General features: G+C 31.7%; 20 protein-coding genes and 2 tRNA genes. 21 read left to right on the plus strand and 1 reads right to left on the minus strand.

The window, feature by feature from the left end:
• The first annotated feature begins 55 nt into the window (after positions 1 to 55).
• The 13 genes from SSYRP_RS01005 to SSYRP_RS01065 all read left to right on the plus strand — a co-directional run bounded on the left by SSYRP_RS01005 (position 56) and on the right by SSYRP_RS01065 (position 12,685).
• Positions 56 to 3,001 carry a DNA translocase FtsK gene (locus tag SSYRP_RS01005; RefSeq protein ID WP_016340457.1) on the plus strand — a complete coding sequence of 982 codons (2,946 nt, stop codon included), beginning with the start codon at positions 56 to 58 and terminating at the stop codon, positions 2,999 to 3,001.
• 206 nt (positions 3,002 to 3,207) lie between these two features.
• Positions 3,208 to 4,074 (plus strand): energy-coupling factor transporter ATPase, encoded by an 867-nt coding sequence (locus tag SSYRP_RS01010; RefSeq protein ID WP_016340458.1) that lies wholly within the window; start codon positions 3,208 to 3,210, stop codon positions 4,072 to 4,074.
• Positions 4,062 to 4,979 carry an energy-coupling factor transporter ATPase gene (locus tag SSYRP_RS01015; protein ID WP_016340459.1) on the plus strand — a complete coding sequence of 306 codons (918 nt, stop codon included), beginning with the start codon at positions 4,062 to 4,064 and terminating at the stop codon, positions 4,977 to 4,979. The genes SSYRP_RS01010 and SSYRP_RS01015 overlap by 13 nt, the downstream gene beginning before the upstream one ends.
• 4 nt (positions 4,980 to 4,983) lie before the next feature.
• Entirely contained in the window at positions 4,984 to 5,949 is a 966-nt protein-coding gene (locus tag SSYRP_RS01020; RefSeq protein ID WP_016340460.1) for an energy-coupling factor transporter transmembrane component T family protein, read from the plus strand.
• A gap of 2 nt (positions 5,950 to 5,951) precedes the next feature.
• Positions 5,952 to 6,692: a tRNA pseudouridine synthase A gene (locus SSYRP_RS01025; RefSeq protein WP_016340461.1), complete on the plus strand. Its 741-nt coding sequence runs from the start codon at positions 5,952 to 5,954 to the stop codon at positions 6,690 to 6,692.
• Between the two features lie 143 nt (positions 6,693 to 6,835).
• On the plus strand, positions 6,836 to 7,810 hold the full coding sequence (locus SSYRP_RS01030) for a hypothetical protein (RefSeq protein ID WP_016340462.1): 975 nt from the start codon (positions 6,836 to 6,838) through the stop codon (positions 7,808 to 7,810).
• Positions 7,811 to 7,900: 90 nt separating this feature from the next.
• Positions 7,901 to 7,977 (plus strand) — tRNA-Ile (locus tag SSYRP_RS01035).
• A gap of 12 nt (positions 7,978 to 7,989) precedes the next feature.
• Positions 7,990 to 8,065 (plus strand) — tRNA-Ala (locus SSYRP_RS01040).
• A 157-nt stretch (positions 8,066 to 8,222) separates the two neighbouring features.
• Entirely contained in the window at positions 8,223 to 9,092 is an 870-nt protein-coding gene (locus SSYRP_RS01045; RefSeq protein ID WP_016340463.1) for a hypothetical protein, read from the plus strand.
• A 79-nt stretch (positions 9,093 to 9,171) separates the two neighbouring features.
• A complete protein-coding gene (gene rplI / locus SSYRP_RS01050; RefSeq protein ID WP_016340464.1) occupies positions 9,172 to 9,621 on the plus strand; it encodes a 50S ribosomal protein L9 in 450 nt (149 codons plus the stop codon).
• 1 nt (position 9,622) lies between these two features.
• Positions 9,623 to 10,990 (plus strand): replicative DNA helicase, encoded by a 1,368-nt coding sequence (gene dnaB, locus SSYRP_RS01055; protein ID WP_016340465.1) that lies wholly within the window; start codon positions 9,623 to 9,625, stop codon positions 10,988 to 10,990.
• A gap of 73 nt (positions 10,991 to 11,063) precedes the next feature.
• Positions 11,064 to 12,212 carry a hypothetical protein gene (locus SSYRP_RS01060; protein WP_016340466.1) on the plus strand — a complete coding sequence of 383 codons (1,149 nt, stop codon included), beginning with the start codon at positions 11,064 to 11,066 and terminating at the stop codon, positions 12,210 to 12,212.
• Between the two features lie 2 nt (positions 12,213 to 12,214).
• Positions 12,215 to 12,685 carry a 23S rRNA (pseudouridine(1915)-N(3))-methyltransferase RlmH gene (locus SSYRP_RS01065; protein ID WP_016340467.1) on the plus strand — a complete coding sequence of 157 codons (471 nt, stop codon included), beginning with the start codon at positions 12,215 to 12,217 and terminating at the stop codon, positions 12,683 to 12,685.
• Between the two features lie 13 nt (positions 12,686 to 12,698).
• On the opposite strand, the gene SSYRP_RS01070 is transcribed toward SSYRP_RS01065, so the two are convergent.
• Positions 12,699 to 13,196 carry a hypothetical protein gene (locus SSYRP_RS01070; RefSeq protein ID WP_016340468.1) on the minus strand — a complete coding sequence of 166 codons (498 nt, stop codon included), beginning with the start codon at positions 13,194 to 13,196 and terminating at the stop codon, positions 12,699 to 12,701.
• A 232-nt stretch (positions 13,197 to 13,428) separates the two neighbouring features.
• Here SSYRP_RS01070 and rpsJ point away from each other — a divergent pair, with 232 nt between their 5' ends.
• From rpsJ to rpsC, 8 genes are all read left to right on the plus strand, one after another.
• On the plus strand, positions 13,429 to 13,737 hold the full coding sequence (gene rpsJ / locus SSYRP_RS01075; RefSeq protein WP_016338605.1) for a 30S ribosomal protein S10: 309 nt from the start codon (positions 13,429 to 13,431) through the stop codon (positions 13,735 to 13,737).
• Between the two features lie 65 nt (positions 13,738 to 13,802).
• Positions 13,803 to 14,555, plus strand: a complete 753-nt coding sequence (gene rplC / locus SSYRP_RS01080) for a 50S ribosomal protein L3 (RefSeq protein ID WP_016340469.1) — start codon at positions 13,803 to 13,805, stop codon at positions 14,553 to 14,555.
• Between the two features lie 21 nt (positions 14,556 to 14,576).
• Complete coding sequence (rplD, locus tag SSYRP_RS01085) at positions 14,577 to 15,203, plus strand: 50S ribosomal protein L4 (protein ID WP_016340470.1); 627 nt, start codon at positions 14,577 to 14,579, stop codon at positions 15,201 to 15,203.
• Entirely contained in the window at positions 15,203 to 15,490 is a 288-nt protein-coding gene (gene rplW / locus SSYRP_RS01090; RefSeq protein ID WP_016340471.1) for a 50S ribosomal protein L23, read from the plus strand. Before rplD ends, rplW begins: the two co-directional genes overlap by 1 nt.
• Before the next feature lie 57 nt (positions 15,491 to 15,547).
• Entirely contained in the window at positions 15,548 to 16,384 is an 837-nt protein-coding gene (gene rplB / locus SSYRP_RS01095) for a 50S ribosomal protein L2 (protein ID WP_016338609.1), read from the plus strand.
• Between the two features lie 94 nt (positions 16,385 to 16,478).
• A complete protein-coding gene (gene rpsS, locus SSYRP_RS01100; protein ID WP_016338610.1) occupies positions 16,479 to 16,754 on the plus strand; it encodes a 30S ribosomal protein S19 in 276 nt (91 codons plus the stop codon).
• 23 nt (positions 16,755 to 16,777) lie between these two features.
• Positions 16,778 to 17,116, plus strand: a complete 339-nt coding sequence (gene rplV, locus SSYRP_RS01105; protein WP_016340472.1) for a 50S ribosomal protein L22 — start codon at positions 16,778 to 16,780, stop codon at positions 17,114 to 17,116.
• Between the two features lie 18 nt (positions 17,117 to 17,134).
• Positions 17,135 to 17,893, plus strand: a complete 759-nt coding sequence (rpsC, locus tag SSYRP_RS01110) for a 30S ribosomal protein S3 (RefSeq protein WP_016340473.1) — start codon at positions 17,135 to 17,137, stop codon at positions 17,891 to 17,893.

Genomic DNA, 17,893 nt, shown 5'->3' on the forward strand with positions numbered 1-17,893 from the left:
TTTAGTATGGTCATTTAAACTACAGAGCTAAAATTTTAATTAGGAGGGCTATTAAATGAAGAAAAGAACTTATACTGATCACCCTCTCAATGATCAAAATCAAACGACTGCAATTATTAAAGTGGAAAAAAAACCGCGCCGTAATGATGCGATTGGTTGAGTTATTGGAGCGTTATTAGTAGTTTTTTTTACAATTATTTCAGTTGGACGGATTACATTAATTGGTCAATTTATTGATGATGTTATTTTCACCTTCCTTTTTGGGTGGTTTAAATATTTATTGTATTTTTGTTGCTTAATTGTTGGTTTAACAATTTTTTTGGGCGTTAAAATTAAAATTAAACGCAGAGTTCGTTGAATGACAATTTGTTTTATTATTTTAACTTGTTGACTTGTTAGTGCAATTTTATTAATTTACCAATTTTCGCAAAACCAAATGCCATTTTTTGATCAACAATCATTTTTAAAGATTATTAAAGCCTATATTAAAAATTGACAAAATGCTTCAATTTTTTCACCAGAAGCTTTAAAATCAATTACTTTTGTTGGTTTTAATGGTCAATGAATTACCTTAGGAGCCGGTGGGGGAATTATTGGAAACTTTTTAGCTGGAGTTTTTTCTTATCTAACAATCTTTGGATCAGTAGTTTTGTGTGTAATTTTATATCTTGGTTGATTTAGTTGAGTTTTTACAGGGAGTTTCTGAGGGCTATTTTTACCAAAAAAACGCCGAGCTAATAAAGGGATTCGTGTTACAAAGTTATGATCAAACAAGGCAAAAAAAATTAAAAAACCAGGGAATAACTCAATTTATCAATCGTTAAATGTTCCAGATGATGAATTTTTTACCCCTCAACAAGTAATGCATACAACAGAATCATCGGATATTACAATTCAAATGCCTTCATATACGGCTTTACATGACCAACAGTTAATTGAAGATTTAATTGCTGATGATTTTGTTGGGAAGAAAAAAACAAAACAGAATTATGTTAAATTTGATGACTATAATAATCAACCACCCCAACAACGTCGGGATAACAATTTTACTTCGCCCCAAGATTTTTCATATCCCCGCACAGGAGGGACTAAAAAACCAGTTGTTCCTCAACCTGAACAATATATTCAACCGCGTAATCGTCGTAGTGGGTTAAATTCTGGTTTTGATGATAATCGTAATATTAATGATTTACCAGTTTATTCGTCAGCTTTTGGTCAGAATGTCGACTTAAATGAAGCGCGTAATAAACTAAATTCGCAAGCAGATATTACTCCGTTTGGAAAAATTAAACGCGAGGGTCAACAAATGCCATCACCAGCTGTTGAACAAACATCACTTTATGATGAAAGTGGGGAGGTAAAAGACTTTAATCAACCGCGAGAACCAGAAACATTTATTAATAATGGACCAATCCAGTCAACTGCTGAGGTTGAAAGACCAGGAAATGATTTTTGAACAGCTCCCCCAAAACCACAGCCAAAAGTTGAGATTTTTGAGCAACCACGTCGGAACGTTGTGATTGATAAACGTGAACCAGTCGTAACTAGTCGCCCCCCAGTCTTTAATAATCCCAATTATAAATTACCAAATTTAACCTTATTAAATGAAAAGCAAGATAATGCTAATAATAATGAACAAAATAAAATGGCAGCCCATAATAAGGCGTTAAAAATTAATGAAGTATTCCAACAATTTAATATTGCCGCTAGTGTCCAAGGGGTTAATATTGGCCCAACAATTACGAAGTTTGAAATTCAAATGCAACCAGGGGTTAAAGTTAATAAAATTATGAGTCTAGAAAATGATTTAAAATATGCCTTAGCAACCCAAGCGATTCGAATTGAAGCACCAATTCAAGGGAAATCAGCGGTTGGAATTGAAATTGCTAACCAAATTAGTAATAAAGTTACTTTACGGGAAATCATGGAACGAATTCCATTAGAAAAACAAGATAAAAAATTATTGGTGGCAATTGGTCGTAGTGTTAATGGTGATATTATCTTTGTTGAATTAGATAAAATGCCGCATTTATTAGTGGCTGGTTCAACGGGGAGTGGGAAATCAGTATGTATTAACACAATTCTGTCTTCGCTATTACTACGAACAAAACCATCAGAGGTGAAGTTATTATTAATTGACCCAAAACAAGTTGAATTAGCAGTATATAATAATTTACCGCATTTACTAGCCCCAGTTATTTCTGACACTAAATTAGCTAATCCAGCTTTGAAAAAAGTTATTGCTGAAATGGAACGTCGTTATAGTTTATTATCAGCGCGTGGGGTACGAAACATTGAAGCTTTTAACTTGAAAGTAGCGCCGGAAGAAAAATTACCTTATATTGTTATTATTATTGATGAATTAGCTGATTTAATGATGACAGCGGGGAAAGAAATTGAAGATTCGATTATGCGTATTACCCAATTAGCACGAGCAGCTGGAATTCATATGATTATTGCAACACAGCGACCTTCAACAGATGTTATTACAGGAGTTATTAAAACAAATATTCCATCTCGTATTGCTTTTGCTGTTGCATCATCAATTGATTCACGAACAATTTTAGATCAAAGTGGGGCCGAAAAATTAATTGGGTATGGTGATATGTTATATGCTCCAGCTGGACAAAATATTCCAACCCGTGCCCAAGGAGCTTATATTTCTGATGATGAAATTGAACGCTTAGTTGAATATTGCCAATCACAACAAGAAACTAGTTATGATGAAGATTTCTTAAATATTGAAAATAATCATAATGGGGGTAATAATGGTGATTTAACTAGTGAATTAGATCCCCTTTATCAAGAAATTAAAAACTTTGTTATTTTAAATCAAAAAGCTTCAACATCATTAATCCAACGGAAATTCTCGATTGGTTATAATCGCGCTAGTCGCTTAATGGATACTTTAGAAGAAAATGGTGTAATTGGACCACAAAATGGGGCTAAACCCCGTGATGTCTATATTCAAAACATTGATTTAGATGATAATGATTATTAAGCAAAATTAAAAAAGTTACGGTAAGTAACTTTTTTAATAAATTTAAAGAAATTAATTTTTTTGATTGTTTATATATCCTTTTTATATATAATTAAAAAAGAAACGGACAAAGGAAAAAAGTAGTTACTATTTTTTATATTACGATATAATTAAATTATTAATTATATAAATAAGAAGTATAAACGTTAATAGGGATGAGGCAAACAATGAAAAAGAAACACAAAAAAAACGATAATCATTTAGAGAAAAAAAATAATATTTCTTTAAAAGTAACAGATATTGAGTTTAGATATCGTGAAACTCATCCAAATGCCGTTGATGGTGTTAGTTTTGAAATTAATCATGGTGAATATGTTACCATTATTGGCCATAATGGAAGTGGTAAATCAACAATCAGTAAAATCATTATTGGGGTTTTACGACCACATAAAGGGAAGATTGAAGTATTTGGTAATGAAATGCATGCAACAACTTTAACAGAAATTCGCCGTTTTTTAGGAATTGTTTTTCAAAATCCCGATAATCAATTTATTGGTTCAACTGTTCGTGACGATATTGCCTTTGGTTTGGAAAACCGTTGTATTGCCCAAAAAGATATGCAAGCAATTATTGATGATGCGGCAAAAAAAGTTGGGATGTTGGATTACTTAGACCATGAACCATTAATGTTATCAGGGGGGCAAAAACAGCGTGTGGCAATTGCTTCAACCTTGGCCTTACAACCAGATATTATTATATTTGATGAAGCAACTAGTATGTTAGACCCAAAAGGTCGTCAAGAAGTTAAACAAATTATGGTTGATTTAAAAAATACTCGTCAAAAAACTATTATTTCAATTACCCATGATATGGATGAAATTATTAATGCGGATAAAGTAATTGTGATGAATAAAGGTAAAATGGTCAAATGTGGTCGTCCAGAAGAAATTTTATATGATGCGGATTTCCTTAAAGGAATTCACTTGGATGTGCCTTTTATTTCAAGAGTAATTAATGGTTTAAGAGAAAAAGGCCTTAATGTTAATAATACTTTAGACATGGGAGAGTTGGTGAAAGACATATGTCAAAAATAGCAAAAAAAACAAAGGCAGTTTCAATGCCTGAAAGTGATCAAATTATTTTTAAAGATGTTTCATATGTTTACGCGCCAAAATCACCATATGAACACCAATCGTTAACTGATATTAACTTGGAAATTAAACCAGAAAAAATTACGGCCGTAATTGGTTCAACTGGGAGTGGAAAATCAACGTTAGTTCAACACATTAATGGGTTACTAACTCCAACGCGTGGGGAAGTCCATGCCAATGGTTTTGTAATTAAAGCTAAGCAAAAAAAGATTAAAGATATCAAAAAATTACGGAAATCAATTGGTTTAGTTTTCCAGTTTCCTGAGTATCAGTTGTTTGAAGAAACAATTGAAAAAGATATTATGTTTGGTCCAGTTCATTTAGGGGAAGAAAAAGAAATGGCGCGGGCTAATGCAAAGAAATATCTTGAAATGGTTGGCTTACCAGAAAACTATTTACAACGTTCCCCATTTGATTTATCGGGGGGTCAAAAACGCCGAGTTGCGATTGCTGGGATTTTAGCAATCGAGGGAAACACTTTGATTTTAGATGAACCAACAGCTGGTTTAGACCCTGAAGGGGAAGAAGATTTTATTAAATTATTTAACAATATTAATAAGAATGAGAAAAAACGGATTATTCTTGTTACACATAATATGGATCATGTCTTAGATATTGCTGATGAAGTTATCGCTTTAAAAGACGGAAAAATTATTAAAATTGGAACACCATTTGAAATCTTTAAAGATAAAACGTTATTACATGAATTACAAATTGAACCACCAAAAATTTATAATTTAATTTATCAATTAGCGGAAAATGGTTTAGATTTACGGGAAGAAAATATCCGTAACATTAATGAATTAGTTGATAAAATTATCAACATTAAAAAGCAAAGAAAGGGGTAAAAATATGAGACTATCGTTTGGTCGTTATATCGCCTATGATTCAGTTATTCACCGCATGGATCCAAGGTTGAAATTATTTATGTTACTATCATTGATGGTTGCAATATTTTTCCCAACAGGTTTTACGGGTTATGCAATTATTGGGATTGCCCTGGGGTTAGTTTATATTTTATCAAAACTCCCATTTAGAATGCTATTTTCATTATTAAAACCAATTATGTTTATGTTTATTTTCCTATTAATTATTAACTGTTTTTTGGTTAAGAGTGGTTATTTAGGTTGACACTGAGGGGGAAGCCCAGAAGCAATTGGCCCAGTTGCCCCTGGTGGTCAAACATGATTTGCTTTTTCGGAAAAGGCAATTTATAGTGCCTTATACATGGCAATTCGGATTTATTTAATGATTACAATTACAACAATTTTAACTGCAACAACTCAGCCATTAGATTTAACATTAGCGTTAGAAGATTTAATGAGTCCGTTAAAATTAGTTAAATTTCCAGTTCATATTTTATCAACAATTATTTCAATTGCGTTACGAATGATTCCAACTTTAATTGAAGAAGCAAGTCGAATTATGAAAGCACAAGCTTCACGGGGAGTTGATTTTAAACATGGTCATTTTAAAGATAAGATTAAATCAACAACGTCTTTAATTATTCCATTATTAGTATCAGCCTTTCAAAAATCAGAAGATTTATCATATGCAATGGATGCACGGGGATATGACCCTCATGCGAAACGAACACGTTATCGTGCTTATAAGTTCCACTTTGTTGACGTTATTATCTTCTTATTTGGGGTTGGAATTGCTGGAGTTATTATTGCCCAATCAGTAACAATGGGGCAATTTACAAGTTTTTATGAGGGATGACATTGAAATGGCACAGAATTAGTCTATGGCTATTTTAAAACAGGGTTCTTACCATTTAGAATTCCTCATCTTGATGATTTTATTGTAGGTTGATAATAATGTTAAATTTACTGTTAACTTTAGAATATGATGGCTTTGATTATAAAGGTTGAATTAAACAAAAAAATGCTTTAACAATTCAAGGAGAATTAGAAAAAGCCTTTTTTAATGTTTGCCAAATTAACCTTTGAACCCTCGGAGCAAGTAAAACTGATGCTGGTGTTCATGCTTGTGATCAAAAAGTGTTAGTTAAAATTCCGTTTCAACCAAAAGACTTAGCTTTTTTTATTAAAACTGTCAGCTATAGTTTACCGTTGAATATTAATATTAAAAATTATACTGTTGTTGATGAAAATTTTAATGTTCGTGATACAAAAGAAAAAGAATATATTTATACAATTAATGATCAAGATTATGATCTATTGAATCATCGTTATGAATTACAAACTAAGCAACAATATGATGAAAAGCGTCTTCATACAATTGCCCAAATTTTTGTTGGCGAACATGATTTTGCTTTTTTTAGTGGCGTAAAAAGGGATGAAACAATTAAGACGATCCGAACAATCAATGCAATTGATGTTGTCCGGGATAAGAATAAAAAAATAAAAATCCATTTTAAAGGGAAAGGATTTATTCGTTATCAAATTCGAATGATTGTTCAGAATATTTTGGAGTGTTATCATGGTCGCATTACGATTGCAACTTTGCAAGAACAGTTAGCTAATCCCCCAGTTGGGAAAACAACAATTTTTAGTGCTAAGCCATATGGTTTATGTTTAGCTAAAATTATTTATTAATTAGATTCAGCAATTACCATTTCCTCCCAAACAAAAAGAATTTTTGGGACAAGGCAGTTAAAATTGCGTTTTTTATGATATAATTAAAATGCAAAAAAGTATAGGTCATTATATATAAAAGCGTTAAAGGGGAGCGAAAAAAAATGAATAACGGGTTTTACATTTTACCAAATGATGAGGGCTATTTGGTAAAATCACATGATACAAATGGGGATGTAGCATTATTTCGTAGCCGCCGTGATGCGGAAGTTTTTATTAGTGCATTAACAACTCCACAACATGGAATGGGATATCAAGCCCCATATCCTGGTTATATGCCTGGACAACCAATGATGCCAATGTATCCACCACAATCTTCACCACAAGTTTTTTTCATCCAGCAACCAGCAGCACCATCACCATATCCACCAGCGCCATATCCTTTTTATAATTCTTACCCAGCCCCAGGAATGATGGTACCACCAATGCCTATGCCTGGTTGTGGATGTCAACATGGTTTTGATCATCAACACCAAGCGGGTAATAATGTTAATAATGGTAATAATCAAAATAATCGCCAGGGACAAGGCAATTTTGATAATAATGTTAATAATAATGCTAATCAAAATGATTATAATCTAAATCAACCACCATATTATGAACAAGAATTTATGGCTGACCCAGTTTATCTTGGCCAAGATCAAAATTATGATCAAAATTATAATTATAATAATGAAGCAAATTATAGCCAAACAGATAATAATGGGACAGATTATAATGATGGAAATAATCAAACACAGGATAATGAATATTCACAGCCTGAAGGTCAAGCTGAAGATACTAACATCAATAATTTTGGACAGGAAAATAGTCAATATCAAGAAACTGCTAACCAAGATAATAATTTTGAAAATATTATTGGTGATAGTGGTGATATGTTTGATTTCATTGATAATGAACCGGTAAGTTCAGAATCTGGTGAACTTTCAAAACGTCAGTTGAAAAAATTAGCAAAACAAGAGAAAAAGGCCGCTAAAATCCAAAATAAAGTTGAGCAAAAAAATGCGAAGAAAATGGCAAAACTGGGCAAATATGATCAGTATGATAATTTGGAAGATTTAGATAGTTTTGTTGAATAACGTAAAATTATTTTCAACAATATTTTTGAAAATAATTTTACTTTTTTATTGTTTTTTTATTTAATTTAATGTTATAATTATCTAGGTTTTCGGGCTATAGCTCAGCTGGTTAGAGCGCACCCCTGATAAGGGTGAGGTCGATGGTTCAAGTCCATTTAGCCCGACCATTTTTATTTTATGGGCCCGTAGCTCAGCTGGGAGAGCACCTGCCTTGCACGCAGGGGGTCGACGGTTCGATCCCGTTCGGGTCCACCATTTAGTTTAAAGGCAATACACAAGGCTATTAATTTTTTAATTAATAGCTTTTTTATTTTATAAAGATAATTTTGCTTTAGGGTTAGAACCCTTTTTATTTTGGGTTTTTTTTGATATAATTATAAAAAGAAAAAAAGAAAAATATAAGGGGATTACAATGTCAATTTTTGATAAATCAAATAATAAGAAATATGCATTTTTTTTAACTAATTTTGGGGAAATTTTAGATTTGTGAAAAGGATTTTTAAAAAAAAAAAAAATTGCAATGTTAGCTAATCAGGGATCAATGATTTTTTTTGGATTAGATGTTGAACAGACAATGGAATTTTTTAACATTAATTTAGCAAAAAATAAAATGCTAAAAGAAATTGGGATCGGCAAAGCAAAAGCAAAACATAAGTTTTTAAAAAACTTTAATTTAAATTTAGAGTATCATTTAAAAAGTAAAAGGGAACGCGATATTATCCGAGAAGTAATTAGTTTAATCAATAGCTTATTACAAGAAAACTCTGATGTATTTAAGTTTTGTGAATTTTCTTATAATATTACTAAATATATTTTAGCCTTACCAGCGCTAGACTTATCAAAAGAAGAAAAGGATGAATTAGAACGATATCTTGCTAAATTAGAAGAATTATTTGGGTTATTTAAAATTACAATTACCCAAAAATCAGAGGAGGGTAATATTCTATATTATTTAAGTTACCAAAAAAAAGTTGCTAATCAAAATGATACGCCCCTAGCAAATGAGTTAGATAAAGAAGTTATCTTCAATCAGTATTTTAGTAAAAACGGTGATTTAGTCGCAAAAAATAAAATTCTAGCTAATTTTGCCACTTTGTTAGAAGAAAAACGCCAAGAAATTAAAGATTTTAATCCAAAATTAGAATATGATATTTTTAGTTTTCTTGAACACTCAAAACATCGTAATTCATTAACTTTCCAAGAAGATCTTGATTATGAACGCAGCATGGATAAAATTTTTAAAAAAGCAATTTTATGTTTATATTTATTAGAAATTCAATAAGGACAAAGAACTAAATTATCGAAAATAATTTAGTTCTTTTTAATAATATTTATTATATAATTTTTGGTAGGTGATAAAAATGAAAGTTATTTTAATTAAAGATGTTAAAGGAAAAGGGAAAGCTAATGATATTATAGAAGTATCAGATGGCTATGCCAAAAACTTTTTACTAAAACAAAATTTAGCAATTCCAACAACTAATGCGAATGTTTATAAATTAAATGAAAACTTACGTGAAAACCAAAAAGTAATTGAGGAAGAAAAAGCAAAATTAGGGTTATTAAAACTTGAATTAGAAAAATTAACCCTGAATTTCAAGTTAAAAATGCATAATGATAAGGTTTTTGGGTCTATTTCATTGGTTCAGATTGTTGATCGTTTAGAAAAAGAGTTTAAATTGAAAGTAAATAAAAAAGACTTTGTTGACAAAAATAATTTAGTTGATGTTGGGTTACATTATTTAACAATTAAGTTAAATCATCAAATAACAGCAACATTAAAAGTAATGATTGAAAAAAAGGAGAGTTAGTATGGTGGAAAACAATAAAGGAATGGAAAGGATTAAGGCTATTAGTGAGGCTGAGCAAAACATTTTAGCAATTGCCGCTCATTCGCCAATGGCAGCGGAAGAAATATTTTCATTATTATCAGAAGAAGACTTTACGGTAATGAATTACAAATCAATTTTTAAAGCATTACAAGAATTATTTATTTCGAAAGTGGCAATTAATATTACAACATTAAGTAATTATATGTTAAAGAATAATGTTTTAACAAAAATTGGGGGAATTGAATTTCTAACCGATTTATTTCAAGCCTATACAACTGATGCTAATTTAACAGAATATTTAGATATTATTATTAAAAATACAACATCACGACGATTAAAAGAAGTTGTTGATAATATTAATCGCGAAATGAATTTAAATCAACCAATTGATGAAGTTGTAAGTAGTGCTGAAAAAGCGATTTTAGATGTAAAAAAAGAGCGAAAAGGCAATTTATTTAAAAGTTCATTTGACGAAGTTGATAATGTTTTAGCTAAGTTAGAAAAGTTAGAAAGTTCAGGGGAACTGTTAACAGGAAGCCCAAGTGGTTTTCGCGATTTAGATTATATGACATCAGGTTTTCAAAAAGGGGATTTTATTATTTTAGCAGCTCGTCCTTCAATGGGGAAAACAGCGTTAGCCCTAAACTTTGCAGTTAAATGTGCCGAAAAATCAAATAAAGCTGTCGCCATTTTTTCAGTCGAAATGCCTTCTGAGCAATTAATTCAACGGATGATAGGAAGTTATTCAACAGTTGATTCATCAAAAGTGCGAACAGGAAAAGGATTAACAGCAAATGATTGAGAAAAAATTACCAAAGCAGGAGACTTTTTAAAGCACACAAAATTATTTATCGATGACACACCGGGCTTAAAAGTGATTGAATTACAATCAAAATTACGGAAACTATGTCGAGATAATGAAGTATCATTAGTAGTAATTGATTATCTACAGTTATTAAGTGTTGGAGGTAGTTATGGCGAATCACGTCAGCAAGAAGTGTCAACAATTTCACGCCAATTAAAGGCCTTAGCACGGGAATTAGAAGTGCCAATTATCTGTTTGTCACAGTTATCACGGTCAGTTGAAAAACGGGAAGATAAACGACCAATTATGTCAGATTTACGTGATTCAGGAGCAATTGAACAAGATGCTGATATTATTATGTTTTTATATCGTGAAGAATACTATCATTTAGGAGATAGTAATGATAATAACGCGATGGAAACAGAAAAAGCACAATTAATCTTATCAAAACACCGGAACGGACCAACAGGAAATGTTGAGTTATTGTTCGTAAAAAAACATGGTTCATTTGCCGATTTTGGTTTGCAAAAACCAGGATTTTAAGTTAGTATTATATAATAGTGAAGAAATTATTTAGTTAATATTAAAAACATAATTATTAACAAGGAGGAAAGCAATGCGTAAGTTATTATCAGTATTAACATCGTTTACAATCGGAACAACATCAATTACATCAGTTGTGGCTTGTGGAGCCGACAATGGGAAAACAGTCCCAATGTTTATTTATAATGGGACAAATGAATTTACTCATAATCCATCTCCCGATGAAAAACGGGGAATTCAAAACGCCTTTGGGTCAGGAAAAGATGCTGATGATAAAGCCTATGAAACAATGTTAAATAATGGGTCATTCTTACCATCAGGGCTATTACAATTAGTATTACCATTAATGTATGGAATCAATTTATCAAAAGATAATTGAACAAGTCAAAAAGGAGCCCATTGGACCGAAGAACAATTAAATAGTAGTTTATCACAACGTAAAGATGATTTAATTGCTAACGCAGGAACTGATGAGCAAAAAGAATTATGAACAAATTTCTTTAATAATTATTCAACAACTGATGATTCATATTTTACTCAAATTGGAATTGTGGCAAATGATAATCCAAATATTGTTAATGATGATAAAAGTGTTACACAAACAACTCCTAACTTTACGAGATCAGGGGAAAAAGAATGAGTTAAACCACCAAAAGAAGGGGATAAATTTGTTCAAACACCTAATTCATTAAGAGTTTTAGCACCAGTTGCTAAGGCAATTGATTGATTAAATGATAGTGCTGATTATAACAAGGGAAAAGACCAGGTTGATAAATCAACAAAATATCAATCAACACGTTATGCTTTTATTCAAATGAAAGATGTTAAAGTAACCTTTGAATTTACAAACAAGGATAAAATTTATACTTTTAGTGCTGTTGCCCATAATTTAACTGGGGTAGCTAACTACATTGTTTATAAAAATCCAAATAATGCTAAAGAATATGCCCATCAATGATTCTTTATTGGTTATAGTTTCTATGATTTAGCAACTCGTCAAGATGATGATTACCATAAGTTTAATGTTACTATTCCAGGTTTACAACTTGGAACAGAAGTAGCGTTAGGATATGTCTTAAAAGGTGATGATAAAGGGATTGTTGATGATGAAACCGAAAAAACAATTAAAGACCAAGGAACATTACCACTAGTTACAAAAGAATATAGTTTCCCAGAATTTAGTTGAGAAATTGATCCAACATCAATTAAAGCATTTAAATAAAAATGGATATTAAATTGTTAGTTATTGGTAATTTAGATAAACCATTTTTACAAACGGGATGTCAACTTTATCTTGAACGCATTAAAATGTATAGCAAAATAGATGTGATTGAAATAAAAGAATTAGTAAACCAACCAATTAATGTTTTAAAGCAAAATCAAACGAAATTAATGATTGAGAAATTGGCGAAAAGTTATCCCGACTACTATAAAGTTTTATTAGATATTAATGGTCAACAAATTGCTAGTGAACAATTAAGTGCAATGATTAGCGAGATTCAAACTTATCGCCAGGGAAAATTACTTTTTATAATTGGTCCTAGTCATGGTTTTAGCGAAGAAATTCGTAGTAAGGTTAATAAAATTATTAGCTTTGGGGCAATTACTTTGCCACATCAATTATGTCGTTTGATTTTACTAGAACAAGTTTATCGGGCGTTTACAATTATTAATAATGAAAAATATCATAAATAAAAATAAAGAGTTACTACCCTTTATTTTTTTGTTTTTTTGGTTTATTTCCTTGTGATTTGGCCATTAATTCGCGTTTTCGTTGGCGTGCCAACTCGCTTAATCCGCTGGTACTTTTTTCTAATAATAGTTGCCGGTAAATTCGGTTATTTTTCTTTTTAGCTAATTTTAAAATTTTAACGCGATCAGCAACACTAAGATTATTAATATCAAGATATTCGGGGTCTTTATTTTTGTATGATTTTTTGCGTAGTTCTTCATTTTTTTTCTGGGCATTAAGCAAAATTTTATACATCGGGTTACTTTCATCAATTGTTTTTTTGGCTTCGCGAACAACTTTTTTCCGGGTTTTTTTATTAACTTCATGGCTTCGTGAGGTTCGTTTTGCTAAATTTTCTAACTGCATTTTCACCATTTCTTGCCGAAAATTGAGATATTTTTCTGTTAGATTTTCGGCATAGTTATCTGGCTTTGCTTTTTTAGTTGTTTTTTGGTTTGTACTTTGCTTTGCCATTTTATCCCCCTCAAAAATTGATTTTATTCGTTTTTCTAGTTAAAAATATTATATCGCTTGTTGAAAAAATAATAAATATTTTATTAAAAATGCTTGCAATTATTATTAACATTCACTAAAATTAAATAGCATGTATATTTTGTGCAAACATATTTTGTGGCCTATCATTGATACACTGATAGGCGTTGTCAATGTTTACGCAAAAAAACCAAATAAATTAGGAGGGAAAATTATGGCTCAAACTAAAATGCGCATTAAATTGAAAGGTTATGACCACCGTGTTGTTGACCAATCAATTCAAAAAATTATTGAAGCTGCGAAAGCCGCTGGAGTTGAAGTAAAAGGACCGATTCCTTTACCAACTGATCGTGAAATTATTACTATTTTACGTGCGACTCACAAATACAAAGATTCACGCGAACAATTTGAAAAGAGAACACATAAAAGAATAATTGATATTATCAATCCAGATGGACCAAAAGTAATTGATACTTTAAAAAGGGTCCAACTACCAAGCAGTGTTGAAATTGAAATGAAATAGATAAATATTCGGACACGAATATTTCCAACAAAATGTACATGACGTATTTTCAGGGAGGATAAAAAATGAAAGGAATCTTAGGACGTAAAATTGGTATGACACAAGTTTTCACAACTGAAGGAAAACTAATACCAGTTACAGTAGTTGAAGTGCAACCAAACAGTGTTTTACAAGTTTTAACAACAGAAAAACATGGATATGAAGCATTACAACTAGCTGTTGAAGATAAAAAAGTTAACTTGGTTTCAAAACCAGACCAAGGACAGTTTAAAAAAGCAAACACAACACCTAAGCGCTTCGTAAAAGAAATCAGAGATATGACTGGATATAAAATCGGTGATACTATTAAAGCTGATATCTTTACCGCTGGGGAATTCGTTGATGTAACAGGAACTTCAAAAGGGAAAGGATTTGCCGGGTCAATTAAACGCCATAATTATTCACGTGGACCAATGGGTCATGGATCAGGGTACCACCGTGGAGTTGGATCAATGGGTCCAATTGCCCCAAACCGAATCTTTAAATCGAAAAAAATGCCTGGGCATATGGGAGCTGAAAAAGTAACAATTCAAAATTTAGAAATTATTGCAATTGATACAGCAAAAAATGCCATTTTAGTGAAAGGATCAATTCCTGGACCAAAAAAACAATTAGTAGTTGTTAAAGAAAGTATTAAAGGATTAGTACCAAATCAAGCAGCAACTTTAATTGAAAGAACACCAATCAAAAATGACACAAAAGAGGTTTTAGTAAAAGAAGAAGTCGTAACACCAGTTGAAGCACCAGCTACTCCAGAAGTAGCCGCTGTGGCTGAGTAATGTGTGGAAGGAAGAGAACAGATGAAACAACAAGTATTTGATGCTAAGGGAACTAGCGTAAAAGAAATCGTTTTAAACGATACAATTTGAGCAATTGAACCACATAAGCAAGCAATGTTTGATGCAGTTATTGCTCAACAATCATCAATGCGTCAAGGAACACACAAAACTAAAACAAGAACTGAAGTGTCAGGTGGAGGAAGAAAACCTTGAAGACAAAAAGGGACAGGACGTGCCCGTCAAGGATCAATTCGTGCACCACAATGAAAAGGTGGGGGAATTGTCTTTGGACCAACACCCGAAAAAAATTATTTAAAACATGTTAACAAAAAAGTAAGAAAATTAGCATTAAAATCAGCTTTAAGCTTAAAAGCGCAAAGCAAAGATTTAGTGGTAATTGACCAATTTGGAATTGAAACACCATCAACAAAAAGTATGGTTGAAGTTCTAAATAACTTAAAAGTAAATAATGAAAAAGTGTTAATCGTGACAATTGATGGGGACGAAGTAAACGTTAAATCATCACGTAACATTGAAAAAGTAAATATAATTAGTTCAAGTGGAATTAACATTTATGATTTATTAAATGCAAATAAATTACTTGTAACAGAAGCAGCTGTAAAAGCAATTGAGGAGGTGTTGGCATAATGCATATTACAAATGTGATTAAAAAACCAATTTTATCAGAGAAAACATACCGTAATATGGCAAATGGTGTTTACACTTTTGAAGTAGCAATTACTGCGAACAAAGTGCAAATCAAAAAAGCCTTTGAAACAATTTTTGAAGTAAAAGTTGCGAAAGTAAATATTATCAACTATGACCCAAAAGAAAAGAAAATGGGAAAATTTGTTGGTGAAACAAAATATACAAAAAGAGCAATTATCACTTTAAAACCAGGAGAACAATTAGATTTATTAGGAGAAAATAAATAATTCCAGGACACAACTATCTGGGACTGTTTATTGGCTTATTAGGGAGGATAAATAACAATGCCAATTAAGAGTTTTAAGCCAGTAACTGCGAGTCGTCGTAATATGACAACAATGGACTACTCAGTTTTAACAACTGATCGTCCCGAAAAATCATTAACAGAAACTCGTAAAAAGCATGCTGGACGTAATAACCAAGGGGTTATTACGACAAGACATAAAGGTGGAGGCCACAAAGTTAAATATCGTATCGTTGACTTTAAACGAAATAAAGACAACATTGTTGGTAAAATTGCCACAATCGAATATGACCCAAACCGTAACGCCTTTATTTGTTTAGTAAATTATATTGATGGAGAAAAAAGATATATTTTAGCTCCAAAAGGAATCAAAGTTGGAATGGAAGTTATCAGTGGAGAAAAAGCTGATATTAAAGTTGGAAACAACATGAAATTAATGAACATTCCTGAAGGAACAATGATTCACAACTTAGAATTACGCCCTGGAAAGGGTGGACAGTTAGCTCGTTCAGCGGGTTCATCAGTCCAATTATTAGGAAAAGATGACGATGGTAAATATGTTACTGTTCGTTTAACATCAGGAGAGGTACGTAAAGTCTTAGCAGAATGTCGTGCCACAATTGGTGAAGTCGGAAATGAAGACTATGCCTTAATTAATTGAGGTAAAGCCGGAAGAAATCGTTGACGAGGAATTCGTCCAACTGTTCGTGGTTCAGTAATGAACCCAATTGATCACCCCCATGGTGGTGGAGAAGGAAAAGCTCCAATTGGACGTAAAGCCCCAATGACACCATGAGGTAAAAAAGCATTAGGAGTAAAAACTCGTAATAAGAAAAAAGCTTCAACTAAGTTAATTGTTAGAAGACGTCCTAAATAATTATTATGTTAGGAACGCTCTCGATTGTTAAATTATTAGCACAGAAGCGGTTCAATATAAGATAAGGTTATTTAGAAAGTAGGAGGTAGAAGCAATGTCAAGAAGTCTTAAAAAAGGACCATTTGCTGATCAACACTTAATTAAAAAAGTTGAAGACTTAAATAAAGCAAATAAAAAAGAAGTAATAAAAACTTGATCAAGAAGAAGTACAATTTTCCCAGATTTTATAGGTCATACCTTTGCGGTGCATAACGGAAAAGAACATATTCCCGTTTATGTAACAGAAGATATGGTAGGACATAAGTTAGGAGAATTTTCTCCAACACGTAAATTCGGTGGTCATGGTGACGACAAGAAAAAGAAAAAATAAGGAAGAAAGCGAGAAAAGAGTAAATGGAAGTAAAAGCACATTTAAGAAGTATTAGAATTTCTCCTCGTAAAGTCAGATTGGTTACCGATTTAATCCGAAATAAAAAAGTGGGAGAAGCAATAGTTATCTTGAACAATATCAATAAAAAATCATCATTACCAGTTCAAAAATTGGTAAAATCAGCTGTTGCAAATGCAGTTAATAATAACGGTTTAGACGCTGATAAATTATTTATTAAAGAAATCTTCGTTAACGAAGGACCAACATTAAAAAGATTCCGTCCACGAGCACACGGAAGAGCATACGAAATTTTAAAACGAACAAGTCACGTGACAATTACGGTCAGTGACGGGCAGAAATAAGAAAAGGAGATAACAAGAATGGGACATAAAGTAAGTCCAACTGGTTTAAGAGTTGGAGTCATTAAAAATTGAGATTCAAGATGATATTCAGAAGACATGTATGTTAAATGAGTTCATGATGATATTAATATTCGTAAAGCTTTAATTAAAGTATTAGGTGATGCTGTTTCAACAATTGAAATAGAGAAAACTAAAAGTACGATTGTTATCTTTATTAGAACTGCTCGTGTTGGAGTTGTTTTAGGACAAGAAGGGAAAAACATCCCAGAATTAATTAAATTAGTTCGTAAAACAATTAAAGACCGTAAAATTGAAGTTAAAATTAATGTTGTCGAAGTTAAAAACCCTGATTTAGATGCACAATTAGTGGCAAATACAATTGCTTCACAAATTGTTAACCGAGCATCTTTTAGAACAGTTCAAAAAATTGCGATTAAAAAAGCTTTAAAAGCTGGAGCAAAAGGAATTAAAACTTCAGTTTCAGGCCGTTTAGGGGGAGTTGATATGGCTCGCCGTGAAGGTTATATTGAAGGAACAGTACCATTAGCAACATTACGTAGTGATATTGATTATGGTTTCGCTGAAGCATTAACAACTTATGGTCAAATCGGAGTTAAAGTTTGAATCTGTAAAGGGGAAATTTTAGGAAAAGACCTAGTATCATTAAGTACTAGTGATGAAAAATCAAAATTTGAAAAACCAAGATTTGATAAACCAAAATTTGAACGACGTGAATCAAATTTCCGTCCAAACAATAATTCTAAGGAGGCGAAATAA

The sequence above is a fragment of the Spiroplasma syrphidicola EA-1 genome, assembly GCF_000400955.1.
Taxonomy (GTDB): Bacteria; Bacillota_I; Bacilli_A; order Mycoplasmatales; family Mycoplasmataceae; genus Spiroplasma; species Spiroplasma syrphidicola.